Source organism: Microbacterium sp. R1, from assembly GCF_015159725.1.
In the GTDB taxonomy this organism is placed as follows: Bacteria; Actinomycetota; Actinomycetes; order Actinomycetales; family Microbacteriaceae; genus Microbacterium; species Microbacterium oxydans.
This window is the reverse complement of the sequence record NZ_JADDUD010000002.1, coordinates 157,845-174,851: the sequence shown is the minus strand read 5'-3', so window position 1 is coordinate 174,851 and position 17,007 is coordinate 157,845. Positions and strand designations below refer to the sequence as shown.

Here is a 17,007-nt window from a genome sequence, read left to right as displayed (position 1 = left end):
ATCCGTGGAGTGTCCGTGAACGTGGTGGCATGGAACTCTTCGGCGGACTGCCGCTCCCCCTCTCGCTCGCGCTCCTGGCGTTGATCGACGGGCTGAGCGTCGGCACACTCCTCATCCCGGTCTTCCTGCTGCTGCACCCGGGGCGGGTGCGCGCCGGGCGGATCCTGCTGTATCTGGGAACCATCGCCGCGTTCTATCTGGTCGTCGGCCTCCTGTTCCTGTGGGGCCTGGTGAACCTCGTCGACGTCGCGTCCGACTTCCTCGCGTCGCCCGCGGGACTGATCGTCCGGCTCGTCGTCGGAGCAGCGCTCCTCATCACGGCATTCGTGATGCCGACCGGCGGCAAGAACGAGAAGAACGCACCGGCGCCCGCACCGCAGACAGCATCCGCGCCTCCGGTGCCGCTTCGGGGAGGGACACCGGGCGCGCAGGATGCGAACGGCTCCCGCCTGGCTCCCCCGGATGCCGCGTCCGCGATCGCGACCGATCCTGCGCCTCGTCCCGGACGCATCACGCGGTGGCGGGAGCGGCTCCTCGACCCGCGCACCCGCGGCACCGCAGTGATGGCCGTCGCCATCGCCGCAGGGCTCGTCGAGATCGCCACCATGCTGCCGTACATCGTGGCGATGACCATGCTCGCGGATGCCGGCATCGACACGCCGCTGCGCGTGCTCTCGCTCGCGGGATACTGTGCGCTGATGATCCTGCCCGCGGTCGTGCTGCTCGTGCTGCGGATGGTGGCCGCTCCACTCGTGCAACGGCCGCTCGAACGCTTCGCCGCCTGGATGGAGCGCACCGGGGCGGAGAACACCGCCTGGATCATCGGCATCATCGGGTTCCTCATCGCCCGTTCCGCCGCCACCGAACTCGGCCTCTTCGAGGCGATCGGTTCGTTCCTCGACCGGTGACCGGCACACCCTCCGGGTGCGACCGCGCAGCGCTCCCGACGAAGTAGGCTCGACGGGTGCGTCTCGTCATCGCCCGCTGCTCGGTCGACTACACCGGTCGGCTCAATGCCCATCTTCCGCTCGCCACGCGTCTACTCGTGCACAAGGGCGACGGGAGTCTGCTCGTGCACTCCGACGGCGGCAGCTACAAGCCGCTGAACTGGATGAGTCCCCCGTGTTCTCTCTCGAACGAGACTCCGGGTGAGGAAGAGGCGAGCGCCGGCGTCGTCGAGGTCTGGCGGGTCACCCACAAGAAGACCGGTGACGCGTTGCGCGTGCAGATCTACGAGATCATCCATGACACCTCGCACGAGTTGGGCATCGATCCCGGACTGCAGAAGGACGGCGTCGAGGCAGACCTTCAGCGACTTCTCGCGGAGCAGGTCGAGCGCATCTCCGAGGGTGCGACGCTCGTGCGCCGCGAGTACCCGACGGCGATCGGGCCGGTCGACCTGCTGGTGCGCGATGCCGACGGCGCGGCGATCGCCGTCGAGATCAAGCGCCGCGGCGACATCGACGGCGTGGAGCAGCTGACCCGCTACCTCGAGCTGCTCGGCCGCGATCCACATCTCTCCCCCGTCCAGGGTGTCTTCGCCGCCCAGGAGATCAAGCCGCAGGCGCGTGTACTCGCCGAGGATCGGGGCATCCGCTGTCTGGTGCTCGACTACGACGACATGAAGGGCATCGAGTCGGGCATCCCCCGCCTGTTCTGAGCAGACGGCCTCAACGGACGGGGATGAGCCGCGGCGTCGGCCCCTCCAGACGCGCGATCGCGATCTTCACCTCGAAGATCTCCTGCTCGACTCGATCGAATCGCGCATCCACGCGGTCGAATCGCGATTCGAGACTCGCGAACCGTGCGCTGAACTTCGCATCGTGCGCATCGAGCTTCGCGTCCTGCGCGTCCTGCTTCGCGTCCTGCGCATCGAACCGTGCGTCGAGTCGTGCGTCCTGCGCCGCGAAACGCGCATCGAACCGCGCATCGAACTTCGCGTCCTGTGCATCGAACCGTGCATCGAGTCGTGCGTCCTGCGCCGCGAAACGCGCATCCATCCGGTTGATCGTCCAGCCGAATCCGCCGATGATCGCCACCAGCAGCGTCGCGGCCGTGGCCAACATCGTGATGATCTCCACCGACACGTACATACCCCCATTCTGACTCGCACATCCGCCGTTGTCACGACCTTATGTGGAGACATAGAGTGCTCACATGAGACGTGGATAAGCCCTGTTCGTGCACACCTGTGCAGGAAAGGCGACCGTCCTCTTCCGGGCCATAGGGTGGAGGGGTGCCTCACTCCCCTTACTCCTGCGTGCTGTGGGACGTCGACGGCACCATCGTCGACGCGTCCGTCGGCATCCTTCGCCGGCTCGACATCGCGCTCACGCACTTCGGCCACCCCGCGCCCACGCGTGAGCAGCTGGTGCACTGGATCGGTCCGCCCATGTTCCAGTCTTTCCAGGACCAGGCGGGAATGACCCCGGAGCAGTCCGCCGAGGCCGTGGCCTTCTACCGCACGCTCGGGAAGGCCGACGGCTACACGACCGATGTCGCGACCTATCCGGGCGTCGTCGAGCTCATCAACGAGCTGCACGCCGCCGGGGTGCCGCAGGCGACCGCCAGCTCGAAGCCCGAGAACCAGGTCGATGCCCTCGTCGATCACTTCGGCCTGCGCCCCGCGTTCCTGACCACAGTCGGCGCGACCCCCGACGAGTCGACTCTCGCCTCGAAGACCGACATCGTCGCCGAGGCGCTTCGTCGGCTGCGCGCGCTCGGCGCCGACACGTCACGACCGGTTCTGGTCGGTGACCGCCATCACGACGTGGAAGGCGGGAACGCCAACGACGTCCCCGTCATCTTCGTCGAGTGGGGCTTCAGCGACAGGCATGAAGGCGATGACGCCGCGTTCCGAGCGGCCTCGGTCGCAGAATTGCGCGCGCTGCTGCTGAGCTGACCCCGCCTCCTCCCGCTGACGGGTATCAGCCGAAGCGGCGCTGAGGACCTCAGAAAGCACAGAACTCCCCGCCGGATGACGCATCGGGGACGCGATCCGGTGGGGAGTTCTGTGTCGCGCCCGTCTCAGACGGGGCGGATGTTCTCTGCCTGCAGGCCCTTCGGACCCTGTGCCACATCGAACTCGACTCGCTGGTTCTCTTCGAGAGACCGGTAGCCGGATGACTGGATGGCGGAGTAGTGCGCGAAGACGTCAGCGCCTCCGTCGTCGGGGGAGATGAAGCCGAAGCCCTTCTCCGAGTTGAACCACTTGACCGTGCCCTGGGTGCTCATGTACTGCCTGTTCTGCTGATGAAGAAGCCGACGCAGGGATGCCCCGACATCGCTAACGCTAGTGGAGGAGGCCCCGAGCGGAATAGCCGCTGCAAGAAGGTAATCCAAATGTTGCACGAGCGGCATCCGCCCGTCATGCGTCGCTTCGCGACCCGCACGGCGCCTGAGGCGCCCCGAAAATGGTGTGGCCCTCACCGCGGGGGGAGCGATGAGGGCCGAAGACGACCGGAGGGTGCGTCAGGAACAGCTTAGCTCCTTTTCGACGCTCTTGTCCCCCTTTTGGGGGACAAATCTGAACTTCGGTGCGAGACTGGACGATAGCGGCCCCCTCGAGTAGCCCATTGGGGACTGAACTACTCGAGAGGGCCCAATCGCATGCACGGATCGTCTGCCCCTGGGGAGGGCCGCCGTCTCCTGGGGAGAGACGGAGACGATCAATCCCCGTGTGCATGCACCTTCACCATAGGGGAGGATGCACGATGTCGCCACGGACTCTCGTCCACGCGATATCGGAGAAGGTCGGGGTACTGATCCCGCAGGGATCGCAGGTTTCGGGCGGAGACGGGACTCACAGCACGGAGGCACCTCCGTCGTCCTCTCTCCCCCGAATCCGCGGGCTCCGTCACTCGCGAGTAGCCTGATGCGGTGACTCTGCTCAACAAGGACATGACGCTGTGCATCTCGCTCTCCGCACGGCCCAGCAACAACGGCACGCGCTTCCACAACCACCTCTATGAAGCGCTCGGGCTCAACTGGATCTACAAGGCGTTCGCCCCCACCGATCTCACGCAGGCCATCGCGGGCGTCCGCGGGCTCGGCATCCGCGGCTGCGCGGTCTCGATGCCCTACAAGGAAGACGTCATCGCCCTGGTCGACCGGATGGATCCCTCGGCGAGCGCGATCGACTCGGTCAACACCATCGTCAACGACGACGGTGTGCTCACCGCCCACAACACCGACTACTCGGCGATCGCTCAGCTCATCGAACGCGAGCACCTGGATCCTGCGAGCTCGGTGCTGCTGCGTGGGTCGGGCGGCATGGCCAAGGCGACCGCGGCAGCATTCCGGGACGCCGGCTTCTCGCGCGTGACCATCGTCGCCAGGAACGAGGAGAGCGGACGTGCGCTGGCGGACCTGTACGGATTCGACTGGTCGGCGGAGGTCGGCGAGGCCACGGCCGACGTGTTGGTCAACGTGACCCCGATCGGCATGGCCGGGGGCGCGGAGGAGCACGCGCTCGCGTTCCCCGAGGAGACGATCGCACGCGCGTCCGTGGTCTTCGACGTGGTCGCGCTTCCCGCCGAGACTCCGCTGATCGCCGCGGCTCGCACAGCGGGGAAGACCCTGATCACAGGAGCAGAGGTCGCGACACTGCAGGCATTGGAGCAGTTCGTGCTCTACACGGGCATCCGACCGTCCGCCGAGCAGGTGCGCGATGCCGAGGAGTTCATGCGCGCAGGGAACGCCTGACGGCGAAGAGGGGAGTGGTGCGTCGATGAAGACGATCGGTGTCCTGGGCGGCATGAGCTGGGAGTCGTCACTGGAGTGGTACCGGCTGGCGAACGAACGGGTGCGCGCGCAGCGCGGTGGCCACCACTCCGCTCGCATCCTGATGGACTCGCTCGACTTCGCGGAGATCGAGGCGATGCAGGCGCGTGGCGACTGGGACGCCGCGGGTGATCTGCTGGCGTCGCGCGCCGCAGCGCTGGAGGGTGCCGGTGCGGAGCTTCTCGTGCTCGCCACCAACACGATGCATCTGGTCGCCGACCGCATCCGAGCGGCGGTCGGCATCCCGTTCCTGCACATCGCCGATCCCGCAGGTGAGGCGATCACCGCCGCGGGCCTGCAGACCGTCGGGCTTCTGGGCACGGCCTTCACGATGGAGCAGCCGTTCTACGCAGAACGGCTCGCGCGGCACGGTGTCCGCACACTCGTCCCCGGCGCCGACGATCGCGCGCTTGTGCACGCCGTCATCTACGACGAGCTCGTGCACGGTGTCATCCGCGACGAGTCCCGTCGACGTTACGCGGAGGTGATCGAGCGCCTGGTGGGCGACGGCGCAGAGGGCATCGTCCTCGGCTGCACCGAGATCGAGCTGCTCATCTCATCCGGCGATGCACCGGTGCCCGTGTTCCCGACGACGGCGCTGCATGTGGATGCCGCGGTCGCCCTCGCTCTCGGCGGCGACGCCGCGGCCGATCGAGCGGACTCAGTCGGCGTGCCCCTGCGCGAGGTATGACAGGCGGTGGAGCGTCTCGGCATTGCGCCAGCGCAGGATCGGGGCGGTCAGGAACCGCGGGATCAGCGCCGCGGGCCCTGCGACGGGCTCCTCGTCGATGCGCACCTGACAACCGGAGGGGGTCGTGCGTGCTCGCAGCGTGACCGTCGCCTCGCCCATCGGCCAGCCGCGCGCCCTGAGCACGACCCGCCGCGGCGGATCCCACTCGCGCACCTCGGTCGTGTCGTCGAGCAGCACGGGCCAGACCCCGACGGAGTGATGCAACTGCGCCGCCACCGCCGGCCACGTCTCGTCGACGTCTCTCATGCGGGAAGCTCCGACCACCCATGCGGGGTAGAGCCAGCCGTTCGCGAGCACGCGGAACACGTCATCCGTCGTGCACGCCAGGTCACGGGTGTTCGTCGCCATGTCTCCTCCTTGCAGCGCCGTCCATTTGCAGCACCGTCTGTTTGCAGCGCCGTCTGCTCCTGCGGAGTCATCCTGCGCGGCATCCAGGCGCCAAGGGGACCCGCTTGACATCGCGGATCCGACGGAGATAGCACACTCCGATCCGGAGCGCTCCCCCCTGGAGGGATCAGGCGGCGCCTGGCACCGTCGGAGCATGTTGCAAAGACTGAGCTCACGCGTGGTGCAGGCCGTCACCGCGGTCGTCCACGACGATTCGCCCTCGCTCCTCACCCGGGGCTACGACTTCGGCGCACGCATCTGGCGGCGTGCGGAGCCCGGTGCACGGTCGGCTCCGATGCGACTGCTCGGAGACGACGCGGTGTTCGTGCGGGGAGTCGAGGGCATCGACCTGTTCTATGACGAGTCGCGCATCGCCCGCCACGGCGCCATGCCGAAGATCGTCCAGGAGACGCTGTTCGGACACGGGTCCGTGCACAGCCTGGACGGGTCGGCGCACCGACACCGCAAAGCGACGTTCGTGGAGGTGGCCTATGAGGATGCGCAGGTCGCGCGCCTGACTCCCTGGCTGGAGCGCGAGTGGAGAGTGGAGGAGGACGCCTGGCTCGATGGGGGAACCCGCAGTGCGTACGACGCGGCGGTCGGCGCCTTCGGCCGCGCGATCATGGGCTGGGCCGGGCTGCCGGGTACACCGGCAGCGAAGACCCGATGGGCGGCTCGGCTGGCGCAGATCGTCGACGGCTTCGGTGTTCCCTACTCACCCGAGTACGTGGCCGCCTTCGTGAACAGGATGTGGTCCGATCGGCATGCGGAGCGACTCATCGATGCCGTCCGATCTGGCTCACTGCACGCCGAAGAAGGCACAGCCCTGGCCGAGTGGGCCGACCACCGCGATCAGGACGGCTCGTTGCTCCCTGCCCGCCTCGCCGGCATCGAACTGCAGAACAGCATCCGCCCGATGATCGCCGCGGCGCGTTTCGTGGCCTTCGCGGCCAAGGAACTGCACGACAGGCCCGAATGGCGCGGGCGGATCGCCGCCGAGACCGTCGAACGGAATGCGCTGGTGAACGGGCCTCTGGCCGTGATGTTCGCGCAGGAGGTGCGGCGCACCGCTCTGTTCGTGCCCATGCTGCCCGGGCGCGCGATCGTCGACATCGAGATCGGCGACGTGCGGGTGCCGGCAGGCGGGCGCGTGGTGCTCGACATCCTCGGCACCGACACCGACGAGCAATCGTGGGCCCACCCGCATCGATTCGCACCCGAGCGGTTCACCGACGTCGAAAATCACGAGTCGATCCGCACCTTCATCCCGCAGGGCGGTGCCGACGTCGCCACCGGGCACCGCTGCCCCGGCGAGAAGCTCGTGATCGCCGGTCTCTCTGCGGCGATCGCCGTGCTGAGTGATCCGCGTCTCGACATCCTCGACACCGGACTCGAGGTGAACCGGCGACGACTGCCGACCAGACCCGCATCGGGCGGAGCGGTGCGCAAGAGCGGATCGACCCGCGGCTGTCCGTTCCACTGAGACGCGCGTCCGCACGTCAAGAGGCAGCTGTCAACCCGGTGGCCGGTCGCCCTGGGAGCGACGAGCGTGGCGCGGACGAACGAAGACCAAGGATCGGAGGACATCATGAAGGCATTGACCTGGCAGGGCAAGCGCACGGTGACGGTGGAGGAGGTTCCCGATCCGGTCATCCAGCAGCCGGAGGATGCGATCATCCGGGTCACGTCCTCGGCGATCTGCGGTTCCGACCTGCATCTGTACGAGCTGCTGGGCCCGTTCCTCGATCGCGGCGACATCCTGGGCCACGAGCCGATGGGAGTCGTCGTCGAGGTGGGTGCGGACGTGAAGACGCTCGCCGTGGGAGACCGTGTCGTCATCCCGTTCAACATCGCGTGCGGAGAATGCTACCTGTGTCGACGCGGCTTCCAGTCGCAGTGCGAGACCACCCAGGTGCGCGAGTACGGCAGCGGAGCCGCCCTCTTCGGGTACACGAAGCTGTACGGGCAGGTCCCCGGCGGGCAGGCGGAGTATCTGCGGGTGCCCCTCGCCGACTACAACCACATCCCCATCGCGAGCGACCTGCCCGATGAGCGGTATCTGTTCCTCAGCGACATCCTTCCCACGGCGTGGCAGGGAGTGGAGTATGCACAGGTGCCGGACGACGGAACCCTCGTGGTGATGGGGCTCGGTCCGGTCGGACAGTTCGTCTCCCGCATCGGACGGCACCGGGGGCACCGGGTGCTCGCGGTCGATCCGGTGCCGGAGCGTCGCGCCATGGCGGAACGCCACGGCATCGAGACGTTCGACCTCACCGACACGATCGTGGATGAGCTGCGGGACCTGACCGACGGGCGCGGCGCCGATTCGGTGGTGGATGCCGTCGGGCTCGAGGCTCACGGCAACGCGGGCGTCGAGTTCGTGCAGAAGGCGGTGGGCGTACTCCCGGATCCGGCGGCACGACAGCTGCTCGACAAGGCGGGTGTCGATCGTCTGGCCGCCGTCTACGCCTCCATCGACACCGTTCGCCGCGGAGGGACCGTATCGCTGAGCGGGGTGTACGCGGGCGACGCCGACATCATGCCGATGAAGACGCTGTTCGACAAGCAGATCACCCTGCGCATGGGGCAGTGCAACGTGAAGAACTGGGTGGATGAGCTGGTGCCCCTGGTCGAGGACATCGCCGACCCGCTCGGTGTGATGGACCTCACCACGCACAGTGCGCCCCTCGACGACGCGCCTGAGCTGTACCGCACCTTCCAGAAGAAGGAAGACGGCTGCATCAAGGTGGTGCTGCGCCCGTCGACGGTGTGACGCGAGCCTGACAGCCGCGATTGACAGACGCGGCTGTCAATCGTGGGACGGAGACCTCAGGCCCGGCGGCCGTGGTCTCCGTCTTCGCGATTCCCCTCGTCGACATCGGGTCGACGGGTGCCGATACCCGGGTCGTCGTTGTGTGTCGACTCGTCAGGCACCGTCGAGCGGGATCCGGGTTCGACCCCGACCGCCGACGCGGCACCGGAGTCGGCACCCGCTCCTCCGGCCGGTACGTCACCCGGGTCCGCTGGCCGGTCGCCCCCGCGCTCGGCGAGGTGCTGGGCGATCCGGGATTCGGCGTCGCCCTCGACCGGCGAGGTCGCCGCCTCCGGACGCGTTCCCTCGCTCCCGCTCATTCGGTGCCGTCCCTGAGGTCGGTGGGAGCGTCACCGCTGTGGCCCGCGCCCTCGTCTTCCGGAGTGAGGTCACCCTGGCCCTCTTCGCCCAGCTCCGCCTCGATCGGGTCTTCGCCCTGCGTCTCCGGCTGCTCGCCTTCGGTGGGATACACGTCGGGATTCGACATCCTGCACTCCTCTCGTCGGGAGGACCAGGGTGGAACGGAATCCGCGGGTCCGCAGGACCGTTGACACCCGGACGACGGGCGACTAATCCCGAACACGGAGAACGTGAGCAACCTTGGTTGACAGCGCGGGGATGAGCAACGTAGGTTGACAGCATGGAATCCCTCGAGGTCGCACAGATCGCTGCAGACACCACCGATCCCCGAGCAGGGCTGCGCGCGGTCGCATCTCTGCGCCGACTCGCGGATGCGCTCGAACTGCGGCAAGTCGAAGCCGCGCTGCGGTCCGGCATGAGCTGGCAGTCCATCGCCGACGCCCTGGGAGTGACCCGCCAGGCCGTGCACAAGAAGCACTCGAAGCGGATCGATCCGTCCATCGAGATTCCGCGGAGGGGATGATGAGCCGATTGGTGCAGGCGGCTGCCACGATGCACACCTTGTCGCTGGCCTCTATGGAAGAGGCCTCACGCTTCGGGGTGCGTGATACCGACATCGATCATCTTCTGCTCGCTCTGACAATCGACCCCGACACGGGTGGTCAGATCCTGCGCGGCATGGGTGCCGGGCTCGACACGGCCCGCGCGGCCGTCGCGGCTCAGCACGCCGCTCAGCTCGAATCCGTGGGCGTCGCCACAGGTGTGGACGAGCCAGGCCGCATCGTCTTCCACGAGACCTCGGGGTACGAGTGGACGGACCGGGCGCTCGCGGTGTGGACCGCGGCGTCGAGTGGCGGCCGCCGCGGCGACTCCGCAGCGGTGCTGCGCGCGCTCGTGGATGAGCCGAGCGGTCTCGTCGAAGAGATCCTGCGACGACTCGATGTCGACCCGGACGCGCTGAGATCTCGCCTCGACGACACGCGGGTCGTCGATCCCGCGCGAACAGACAGGATCGATGAGAACAGCTTCTCCGCTAAGCGTTCGATCTTCGTCCCCGCCCCCATCGAGGACGTGTGGGAGTTGCTGTCGTCGGCCTCCCGCATTCCCGAGTGGGATCACGGGGTGGGCGAGGTGGGCTCAGCGATCGCACCCACCGGCCCTTGGGAGGCACGGACGATCACCGTCCGCAACGGCAAGAACGTGTCCGTCAAAGACACCTACGTACGTCAGCGGATCTTCCTGGACCGGTTCGAGGACCGCGCATTCGTAACCTGGCGCTTCACCTATCCGGACGCGAGTGTCGACACGTCACGGGTGCTCGCATTCGCGATCGAACATGCCGCTGGGGGAATACAGATCCAGGTGACGCTCACGTGGGAGGTCAGGGGACCCCGACGAGGAATTCTGCACAGCATCCGGCGTCGCGTGCTCCGCCCCGTCCGGCGGCCGATCGCGCACGTCCTCACCTACTTCCAGCTCACCCAGACCGAGAGCGGCATCACGCGCGTGTTCCGCTGAAACCCCGGGTGGGCGCATCGCGCAGAACTCGCCGATGCGCCCACCGGGTCGAGTCCGCTCAGCCCTTCGCGCCCTTGCGGGGCTTGATGAACTCGGCCGGCGCGTTCTTCTCGCGCTTCGCGGCTCGCTTCTCCTTGAGTGTGAGCTGCGGTGCCTTCTTGGTCTTTCCGGACATGGTGTCTCGCTTCCCCTTCAGTGGCTGGCGTAACCTCCGACCATAGTGAGAATCCAGGGGAAGTCAAATTTCCTTTTGACCGGGAAATTTCCATCACTGACCGCCAGTGCGGCCCAGTCCTTCGAGAACCGCATAGGTTCCGAGCACCGGCGCCGCACCCGGCTCTGCGCCGTCGTCGAGGAGAAGGAGGACGTAGCCCGACTCCTGCGCCGCCCGCCCCCATCCCCGTGGCAGGTCGCTGATGCGATCGGCGAGGAGGGTCGGCCCAACACCGAAACCGTGAAGGTCACGCACCATCAGACTCCGGTCGCCTTGGAAAGCGACGCCGACACGATCGAACGCCCCGAGCGGCCCATCGAGAGGTGGCTCGAGGAGGCTCCATCCGCGCTCACGCAGATGCTCCGTCATACGCTCCGGATCCCCGTCGCCCATCCGGAAGCGCATCGCAGCGATCGCGACCCCGACTCCATCCAGAACGAGGAAGGTGCATTCCGATCTCGGAATGGAAGCATGCTGCCGCCGTGCACGTCGCACCGCGGCGATGCCGACGACGACAACAAAGGCCCCGAACGCTCCCGGAAAACCGCCCGACAGGAAGCCGAGCGCGACGCCGCCCGCGGCGAGTGCGTGCGCCGCGCTCGGACGCCAGCGGTCAGCCTTCTCGGGAGTCGGCATTCCCGCTGTCCACGGCCTCGTGCTCGGATCGTTCATCAACGGTCTTCTCCGGCTCCCCGTGGTGCCCGTGCCCCGCGTCGACCGCGTCTAAATCTGCCTGCGTGAGCGGCACCAGACGGTCTTCGAAGAACCACCGGGATACGGCCGAGCGCACGTTCTCGGTCCACGGGATGCGACCCTTCGCGTTCGGACGCACCACGAGCGGCTCGTAGATGTCGACGTCGATGAGCTTCCAGCGGTCGTACTCGTCGACGGGCTGGTGCACCTCGACGAACTCGCCGCCGGGGAGGCGGACGATACGGCCCGACTCGAAGCCGTGCAACACGATCTCGCGGTCCTTCTTCTGCAGCGCGATGCAGATGCGCTTGGTGATGAAGTAGCCGAGGATAGGTCCGAGGAACAGCAGCGCCTGCAGGGTGTGGATGACGCCTTCCATCGTGAGCATGAAGTGCGTCGCGATGAGGTCGGAGGATGCGGCAGCCCACAGCACGGCGTAGAAGATGACGCCTGCGACGCCGATCGCGGTGCGGGTGGCCGCGTTGCGGGGGCGCTGTGCGATGTGGTGCTCGCGCTTGTCGCCGGTGACCCACGCCTCGAGGAACGGGTAGATCGCGACCGTGACGATGAACAACCCCATGATGACGACCGGGACGATGATGCCGAACGACCAGGTGCGATCGAACATCACGACATCCCAGTTGGGGGGTGCGAGCCGAAGCGCACCGTCGGCGAACCCGATGTACCAGTCCGGCTGCGTGCCGGCCGAGATCGGCGAGGGGTCGTAGGGACCGTAGATCCAGAACGGCAAGATCTGGAAGAAGGTGCCGAGCACCACGATCACCCCGAACACGATGAAGAAGAAGCCACCCATCTTCGCCGCGTACACCGGCATCATCGGGTAACCAACGACGTTGTCGTTCGTGCGGCCGGGGCCGGCGAACTGCGTGTGCTTGTTGATGATCATCAGCATCAGGTGCACCACGATCAACGCGATCACCAGCATCGGAAGGATGAGGATGTGCAGCGTGTAGAGACGGCCGATGATGTCGGTCCCCGGGAACTCGCCGCCGAACAGCATGAAGGAGGTCCAGGTGCCGATCAGGGGGAGGCCCTTGATCATGCCGTCGATGATGCGCAGTCCGTTGCCGGAGAGCAGGTCGTCAGGGAGCGAGTAGCCGGTGAAGCCCTCGGCCATCGCGAGGATGAACAGCACGAACCCGATCACCCAGCTCAGCTCACGCGGCTTGCGGAACGCACCCGTGAAGAACACCCGGAGCATGTGGAGTCCGATGCCGGCGACGAAGACCAGTGCCGCCCAGTGGTGGATCTGACGCACCAGGAGTCCGCCACGGATGTCGAACGAGATGCGCAGGGCCGAGTCGAAGGCGGCAGTCATCTCCAACCCGCGCATCGGGGCGTAGGCGCCCGTGTAGTGCGTCTCGACCATCGACGCCTGGAAGAAGAAGGTGAGGAACGTGCCGGAGATGAACACCACGACGAACGCCCACAGGGCGATCTCGCCGAGCATGAACGACCAGTGGTCGGGGAAGACCTTTCGGCTCAGCTCCTTCAGGAGTCCGGAGACGCTGGTGCGCTCGTCGAGGTAGTTCGACGCGGCACCGACGAAGCGTCCGCCCAGAGGCGGCTCCTTCTTCTGCGCGGTCTGATCCAGAGTCGGAGACTCACGTGACATGATTCGGTCCTCTTCGGTGGTGGCGGGCCAGGGAGCTCTGAGGCTGCGCATGCAGGAACGCGCGCGACCGATCGCTAGCGCGAGACGTCCGCCGACGGGCGCGACGAAGAGGCGTCCACGGGGGACGGCGAGCGGGGTTCAGGGTGGTTCCACACGCACCTGGCAACACGGGACGACCTTCTGGTCAGTCTTGTCGCTGTGCGGGTACTGCGCCCTCGTCCGCCGGTTCAGGAACGAACCTGCCGCCAAGCTATCAGACAACGGACGGCTCCACGGGATCGGCCATCGTCGGACCGTGTTTGCTACCCTGGAGAGGACACGACGGCGGGGGACGACCTCCGACGGTGAGACAGACCGGGGACGACCCCGACAGGAGTCTCCCGTGAACCACCCATCCGCCTGGCCGGTCTGGATCGCATCCCGCGAACCCCGTACCGCCCGCGCCACACTCGTGCTGTGCAGCGCTTCGTTCGCGATGGTCAGCGCTGCGGCCCTCAGCGTCGGCCCGCAGGGGATCTGGCTCGAACTACTCCTCTCGACGGGATTCCTCGCGTGGGCGACCGCGCAATGGGTATGCGTAGAGCACCGTCGACGTCGCGAATCGGCGTTCCGCCGCGACGTGGAGCGATACATCCGCATGCTCTCCGAGTCCTCCGCTCCGGAGTGACAGATCGCCGTCGTTCGCGAGGCCACCGCCGCGACCGACCGCGTACCATCAGATGCAGTGCGCTGACTCAGCGCCGCGGCCGGGACGACCCGGTCGTGTTCATCATTCGGGGACGGCCCCACCCGAAGGAGTCCGGCGATGTCACGCACGGAACTGAAGACGTTGATCGGCCCGACGGATATCGTCCGCGTCGTCCTGGGATGGGGAGCCTTCGCCGCCCTCCTTCTCCTCCACCCGGTACTGGAGCCTCCCGTGCCCACCCCGGTGCTCGTCATCGCGCTCGCGGTCATCATCGCGGTGATCCTCGTCTGCGCGTTCGGCGTCGTGAAGCAGGCGGAAGCCCTCGCGCATCGCCTCGGAGACCCCTACGGCTCGCTGGTCCTCACGCTCTCGATCGTCATGATCGAGGTGATCCTGATCTCGGCCGTCATGCTCGGACCAGGCGAGCATGCGACCATCGCCCGCGACTCGGTCATGGCCGTCGCGATGATCATCCTCAACCTCGTGATCGGGCTCGCCCTCCTCGTCGGCGGACTCCGCCACCGCGGCATGGCCCACAACCGCACCGGCACCTCCGCGTACCTGTCCATGCTGGTCGTGCTCGTCGCGCTCGCCTTCGGCCTCCCCGCTCTGATCGGCACGGACGGGTCCTACACGGTGGCGCAGGAGATCCCGATCATCGTGCTCACCCTCGCGCTCTACGCGTTCTTCCTCTATCGGCAGATGGGCGCGCAGGCGGGCGATTTCACCGAAGTCGACCCGCGCCTGCTGCAGAACCCGCAACGCCAGGAGAACACGGAGGGGAACAGCGGGATCCGTGAGGTTCTCGCCGAGCATCGCACGGAGGTCCTCGTGCGGCTCGCCCTGCTGGTGGTCACCGTCATCCCGATCGTGCTCCTGTCCCACGACATGGCGGCACTGCTCGACGACGGGCTGGGCCGCCTCGGCGCTCCGGTCGCCCTCGCCGGCGTGCTCATCGCGGGCATCGTGTTCCTTCCCGAGTCGATCACCGCGGTCCGCGCCGCTCTGGGCGGAGAAGCTCAGCGCGTCACCAACCTCTGCCACGGTGCGCTCGTCTCGACGGTCGGACTCACGATCCCCGCCGTGCTGATCATCGGCATGTTCACCGGCCAGACGGTCGTGCTCGCGGAGTCTCCGGCGAACCTCTTGATGCTCGGCGTCACACTGCTGCTGTCGGTGACGACCTTCGCCGCGAAGCGCGTGACGGCGATGCACGGCGCCGCACACCTGGTGACCTTCGGGGTCTACCTCGTGGTCCTCTTCCGCTGACCTCCGAAGCGGAGTGCCCCGGAGTCACGTTCCGGGAGCCGCGCCGTCCAGGCGCAGAGGGGTCAGCGGCGCGGCACTGCAGACGGCGACGCGCCCTGGCCCCGGCTCGCACAACGGCTCGTTGAGGTACTCGAACTCACCGTGTGTGACGGTACGCACGCAAGTACCGCACACTCCGACACGGCATTCACTCGGCCAGTCGAGACCCGCACTCTCGGCGGCGTTCAACAGGCTTCCCGCCGCGGGCTCCCACACGAAGGAGCCCGCAGCCGAATCGACGCGCAACGGGACGTCGGCGCGAGGCACGCGCGGCGGCCCCCACTCCGAACTCGCCGGAGAGGAGAAGAGGTCGACGTGGACGCGCTCAGGAGCGAACCCCGACTGCACGAGCAGGGCGCGCATGGCGGCAGCGAAAGTCGGCGGACCGCATACCGAGGCATCCGCTTGCTCGAGATCCAGGTCGGCCACGATGGACGCCAGGGCCGTGGCATCGATCAGCCCCTCGATGGCCGTGAAACCCTCGCAGCTCTCCGGCGCCGGCGTGTCGGTGACATGGAGCTGTGCCGTAGCGTCCGTGAGCTCGGCGACCGCCCTGCATGCCTCCGCCCACAACGGCAGGGACGTCGAACTACGCGCGCTGTGCACGACTCGTATGCGTCCTGCTCCGCGTCGCGCGACGCGCGAGCGCAGCAGAGCCACGCTGGGAGTGATACCGATTCCTCCGCTGACCAGCAGGAGATCTCTCGATGCATCGTCGCCCCCGACGCCGTGGGGCCCCGAGACGAGTATCGTCTCGCCGACCTCACGGACATCGTGCAGCATCGTCGAAACGCGCCCGTCCCGCTTCACGCTGATGCGGAACCGCCCCGGTGCGGTTCCGGAGATCGTGTACGACCGCCAGTTGGGAGTCGGAGCGTCCGGAAGGTGCACCCGCACGTGGGTTCCCGGAGGAGCGGTCGTGAGCAGGTCGAGGGGGTCCGAAAGCCAGAGGCTGACGACGTCGTCGGACTCGTGCTCTCTGGCCAGCACCCGGGCAGCGCGCGGCCACCCGGACTTGCCCTCCAGACGTGCGACGGCGCCGGGCTCCTCGCGGACCGCGTCACCCACACGCACGGTGCCTCCGCCGATGACCCGAGCGTAGACGCCGCAGAATGCGTAGCCGTAGCGGCTGGCCAGCAGCGCGGGCACATTGAGGTCGGACACCCCTTCGACCGGGCGGATGGTGGTGGCGCGACAGCGGTCGGTCGGCTGGAACACCTCGAGCTCGGCCTCCCCGACGCGGATGCGCGCTCCCACGAGCTCGAACTCCTCGAACGGGGCCAGCCCGGTGAGGTAGAGGTTGGCCCGGAAGCGGCGACGATCGACGGGAACACCGGTCTCCCTCTCCAGCTCCTCGAGGGTCGCGAGGTTGATGATCGACAGATGCGCGTCCTCCCAATCCCAGAGTCCATCGGAGGCGGCCTCGACCAGGCGGGGCTCGCCATGATCCGCTCCGAGGGTTCGACGCAGGAGGTCGTCGATGGCGGCCGAATCGAACGCCCCGACCTCGCCGGCGAGCGACGACCCTCGCTTTCCTCGCGCCATACCCTCCGCTGTCTCGACGACCAGGGCGGGGGAGTCGGAGCCGTCCTCGACGAGGCCGAGTGAGATGCGGGCGAGGTGCTCGTGGCGGGCGAGGTGGAAGAAGTGCTCGCGAGAGAGCCATCCCATGGAGCTCGGAGTCGAGTCGCGGCGGGCTATCGCGAATGCCCGGTCCCCGCGCAGACCACGACCGGGATCGAGACGAACGGGGTCGCGTGCCGGCACGCCGGAGAGTCCCTTCACCGGATAGCGCACGATGCTGTCGATGGAACCTCGGCTCCTGGTCATGAACGTCCCTTTCCCCTGCTCTGACGAT

19 protein-coding genes and 1 riboswitch are annotated in these 17,007 nt (G+C 67.5%); of the genes, 11 read left to right on the top strand and 8 right to left on the bottom strand.

Going from position 1 to position 17,007, the window contains the following annotated elements:
* Positions 1-29 precede the first annotated feature (29 nt).
* Together ILP86_RS12680 and nucS are read left to right on the top strand one after the other, a co-directional pair.
* A complete protein-coding gene (locus ILP86_RS12680) occupies positions 30-908 on the top strand; it encodes a GAP family protein (RefSeq protein ID WP_058630906.1) in 879 nt (292 codons plus the stop codon).
* A gap of 56 nt (positions 909-964) precedes the next feature.
* Positions 965-1,660: an endonuclease NucS gene (gene nucS / locus ILP86_RS12675; protein WP_045262658.1), complete on the top strand. Its 696-nt coding sequence runs from the start codon at positions 965-967 to the stop codon at positions 1,658-1,660.
* Positions 1,661-1,670: 10 nt separating this feature from the next.
* Here the strand turns inward: nucS and ILP86_RS12670 are convergent, their stop codons facing one another.
* The gene (locus ILP86_RS12670) at positions 1,671-2,093 is read right to left on the bottom strand and encodes a response regulator (protein ID WP_113680437.1); all 423 of its coding nucleotides are present in this window, start codon (positions 2,091-2,093) and stop codon (positions 1,671-1,673) included.
* 143 nt (positions 2,094-2,236) lie between these two features.
* On the opposite strand from ILP86_RS12670, the gene ILP86_RS12665 reads away from it, so the two are divergent.
* A complete protein-coding gene (locus ILP86_RS12665) occupies positions 2,237-2,902 on the top strand; it encodes an HAD hydrolase-like protein (RefSeq protein ID WP_058630908.1) in 666 nt (221 codons plus the stop codon).
* Positions 2,903-3,027: 125 nt separating this feature from the next.
* Here ILP86_RS12665 and ILP86_RS12660 read toward each other — a convergent pair whose 3' ends face one another.
* Positions 3,028-3,234 (bottom strand): cold-shock protein, encoded by a 207-nt coding sequence (locus ILP86_RS12660; RefSeq protein WP_017203899.1) that lies wholly within the window; start codon positions 3,232-3,234, stop codon positions 3,028-3,030.
* 645 nt (positions 3,235-3,879) lie between these two features.
* On the opposite strand from ILP86_RS12660, the gene ILP86_RS12655 reads away from it, so the two are divergent.
* Positions 3,880-4,704, top strand: coding sequence for a shikimate 5-dehydrogenase (locus ILP86_RS12655; RefSeq protein WP_258546250.1), 825 nt, complete (start codon positions 3,880-3,882; stop codon positions 4,702-4,704).
* A gap of 25 nt (positions 4,705-4,729) precedes the next feature.
* Entirely contained in the window at positions 4,730-5,473 is a 744-nt protein-coding gene (locus tag ILP86_RS12650; protein WP_193762124.1) for an aspartate/glutamate racemase family protein, read from the top strand.
* On the opposite strand, the gene ILP86_RS12645 is transcribed toward ILP86_RS12650, so the two are convergent.
* Complete coding sequence (locus ILP86_RS12645) at positions 5,444-5,881, bottom strand: SRPBCC family protein (protein WP_046748027.1); 438 nt, start codon at positions 5,879-5,881, stop codon at positions 5,444-5,446. The genes ILP86_RS12650 and ILP86_RS12645 overlap by 30 nt on opposite strands.
* 193 nt (positions 5,882-6,074) lie before the next feature.
* Here ILP86_RS12645 and ILP86_RS12640 point away from each other — a divergent pair, with 193 nt between their 5' ends.
* Positions 6,075-7,403 carry a cytochrome P450 gene (locus ILP86_RS12640; RefSeq protein WP_193762123.1) on the top strand — a complete coding sequence of 443 codons (1,329 nt, stop codon included), beginning with the start codon at positions 6,075-6,077 and terminating at the stop codon, positions 7,401-7,403.
* A gap of 105 nt (positions 7,404-7,508) precedes the next feature.
* On the top strand, positions 7,509-8,693 hold the full coding sequence (locus ILP86_RS12635; protein WP_058630980.1) for a zinc-dependent alcohol dehydrogenase: 1,185 nt from the start codon (positions 7,509-7,511) through the stop codon (positions 8,691-8,693).
* 56 nt (positions 8,694-8,749) lie between these two features.
* Here the strand turns inward: ILP86_RS12635 and ILP86_RS12630 are convergent, their stop codons facing one another.
* The gene (locus ILP86_RS12630; RefSeq protein WP_193762122.1) at positions 8,750-9,052 is read right to left on the bottom strand and encodes a hypothetical protein; all 303 of its coding nucleotides are present in this window, start codon (positions 9,050-9,052) and stop codon (positions 8,750-8,752) included.
* Positions 9,049-9,219 carry a hypothetical protein gene (locus ILP86_RS12625; protein WP_156172634.1) on the bottom strand — a complete coding sequence of 57 codons (171 nt, stop codon included), beginning with the start codon at positions 9,217-9,219 and terminating at the stop codon, positions 9,049-9,051. The genes ILP86_RS12630 and ILP86_RS12625 overlap by 4 nt, the downstream gene beginning before the upstream one ends.
* A 153-nt stretch (positions 9,220-9,372) precedes the next feature.
* On the opposite strand from ILP86_RS12625, the gene ILP86_RS12620 reads away from it, so the two are divergent.
* Both ILP86_RS12620 and ILP86_RS12615 read left to right on the top strand, forming a co-directional pair.
* Entirely contained in the window at positions 9,373-9,615 is a 243-nt protein-coding gene (locus tag ILP86_RS12620) for a hypothetical protein (RefSeq protein ID WP_046748024.1), read from the top strand.
* A complete protein-coding gene (locus tag ILP86_RS12615) occupies positions 9,615-10,610 on the top strand; it encodes a Clp protease N-terminal domain-containing protein (protein WP_193762121.1) in 996 nt (331 codons plus the stop codon). Before ILP86_RS12620 ends, ILP86_RS12615 begins: the two co-directional genes overlap by 1 nt.
* 268 nt (positions 10,611-10,878) lie before the next feature.
* On the opposite strand, the gene ILP86_RS12610 is transcribed toward ILP86_RS12615, so the two are convergent.
* Both ILP86_RS12610 and ILP86_RS12605 read right to left on the bottom strand, forming a co-directional pair.
* Complete coding sequence (locus ILP86_RS12610) at positions 10,879-11,460, bottom strand: hypothetical protein (protein WP_193762120.1); 582 nt, start codon at positions 11,458-11,460, stop codon at positions 10,879-10,881.
* Complete coding sequence (locus ILP86_RS12605) at positions 11,438-13,153, bottom strand: cytochrome bc complex cytochrome b subunit (protein WP_193762119.1); 1,716 nt, start codon at positions 13,151-13,153, stop codon at positions 11,438-11,440. Before ILP86_RS12605 ends, ILP86_RS12610 begins: the two co-directional genes overlap by 23 nt.
* Before the next feature lie 179 nt (positions 13,154-13,332).
* A riboswitch (guanidine-III (ykkC-III) riboswitch) is annotated at positions 13,333-13,397 on the bottom strand.
* A gap of 138 nt (positions 13,398-13,535) precedes the next feature.
* Here ILP86_RS12605 and ILP86_RS12600 point away from each other — a divergent pair.
* Together ILP86_RS12600 and ILP86_RS12595 are read left to right on the top strand one after the other, a co-directional pair.
* A complete protein-coding gene (locus ILP86_RS12600; RefSeq protein ID WP_046748021.1) occupies positions 13,536-13,820 on the top strand; it encodes a hypothetical protein in 285 nt (94 codons plus the stop codon).
* 138 nt (positions 13,821-13,958) lie between these two features.
* The gene (locus ILP86_RS12595; protein ID WP_193762118.1) at positions 13,959-15,110 is read left to right on the top strand and encodes a calcium:proton antiporter; all 1,152 of its coding nucleotides are present in this window, start codon (positions 13,959-13,961) and stop codon (positions 15,108-15,110) included.
* A gap of 24 nt (positions 15,111-15,134) precedes the next feature.
* On the opposite strand, the gene ILP86_RS12590 is transcribed toward ILP86_RS12595, so the two are convergent.
* Positions 15,135-16,979 carry an MOSC domain-containing protein gene (locus tag ILP86_RS12590; RefSeq protein WP_193762117.1) on the bottom strand — a complete coding sequence of 615 codons (1,845 nt, stop codon included), beginning with the start codon at positions 16,977-16,979 and terminating at the stop codon, positions 15,135-15,137.
* Positions 16,980-17,007: the final 28 nt, after the last annotated feature.

Bases quoted from the DNA above. Each gene is read 5' to 3' on its own strand.
- ILP86_RS12615 (WP_193762121.1), top strand. From the start codon at position 9,615: ATGAGCCGATTGGTGCAGGCGGCTGCCACGATGCACACCTTGTCGCTG.
- ILP86_RS12595 (WP_193762118.1), top strand. From the start codon at position 13,959: ATGTCACGCACGGAACTGAAGACGTTGATCGGCCCGACGGATATCGTC.
- ILP86_RS12635 (WP_058630980.1), top strand. From the start codon at position 7,509: ATGAAGGCATTGACCTGGCAGGGCAAGCGCACGGTGACGGTGGAGGAG.
- ILP86_RS12605 (WP_193762119.1), bottom strand. From the start codon at position 13,153: ATGTCACGTGAGTCTCCGACTCTGGATCAGACCGCGCAGAAGAAGGAG.
- ILP86_RS12640 (WP_193762123.1), top strand. From the start codon at position 6,075: ATGTTGCAAAGACTGAGCTCACGCGTGGTGCAGGCCGTCACCGCGGTC.
- ILP86_RS12590 (WP_193762117.1), bottom strand. From the start codon at position 16,979: ATGACCAGGAGCCGAGGTTCCATCGACAGCATCGTGCGCTATCCGGTG.
- ILP86_RS12650 (WP_193762124.1), top strand. From the start codon at position 4,730: ATGAAGACGATCGGTGTCCTGGGCGGCATGAGCTGGGAGTCGTCACTG.
- ILP86_RS12625 (WP_156172634.1), bottom strand. From the start codon at position 9,219: ATGTCGAATCCCGACGTGTATCCCACCGAAGGCGAGCAGCCGGAGACG.
- ILP86_RS12670 (WP_113680437.1), bottom strand. From the start codon at position 2,093: ATGTACGTGTCGGTGGAGATCATCACGATGTTGGCCACGGCCGCGACG.
- ILP86_RS12680 (WP_058630906.1), top strand. From the start codon at position 30: ATGGAACTCTTCGGCGGACTGCCGCTCCCCCTCTCGCTCGCGCTCCTG.
- ILP86_RS12660 (WP_017203899.1), bottom strand. From the start codon at position 3,234: ATGAGCACCCAGGGCACGGTCAAGTGGTTCAACTCGGAGAAGGGCTTC.
- ILP86_RS12630 (WP_193762122.1), bottom strand. From the start codon at position 9,052: ATGAGCGGGAGCGAGGGAACGCGTCCGGAGGCGGCGACCTCGCCGGTC.
- ILP86_RS12645 (WP_046748027.1), bottom strand. From the start codon at position 5,881: ATGGCGACGAACACCCGTGACCTGGCGTGCACGACGGATGACGTGTTC.
- ILP86_RS12610 (WP_193762120.1), bottom strand. From the start codon at position 11,460: ATGCCGACTCCCGAGAAGGCTGACCGCTGGCGTCCGAGCGCGGCGCAC.
- ILP86_RS12620 (WP_046748024.1), top strand. From the start codon at position 9,373: ATGGAATCCCTCGAGGTCGCACAGATCGCTGCAGACACCACCGATCCC.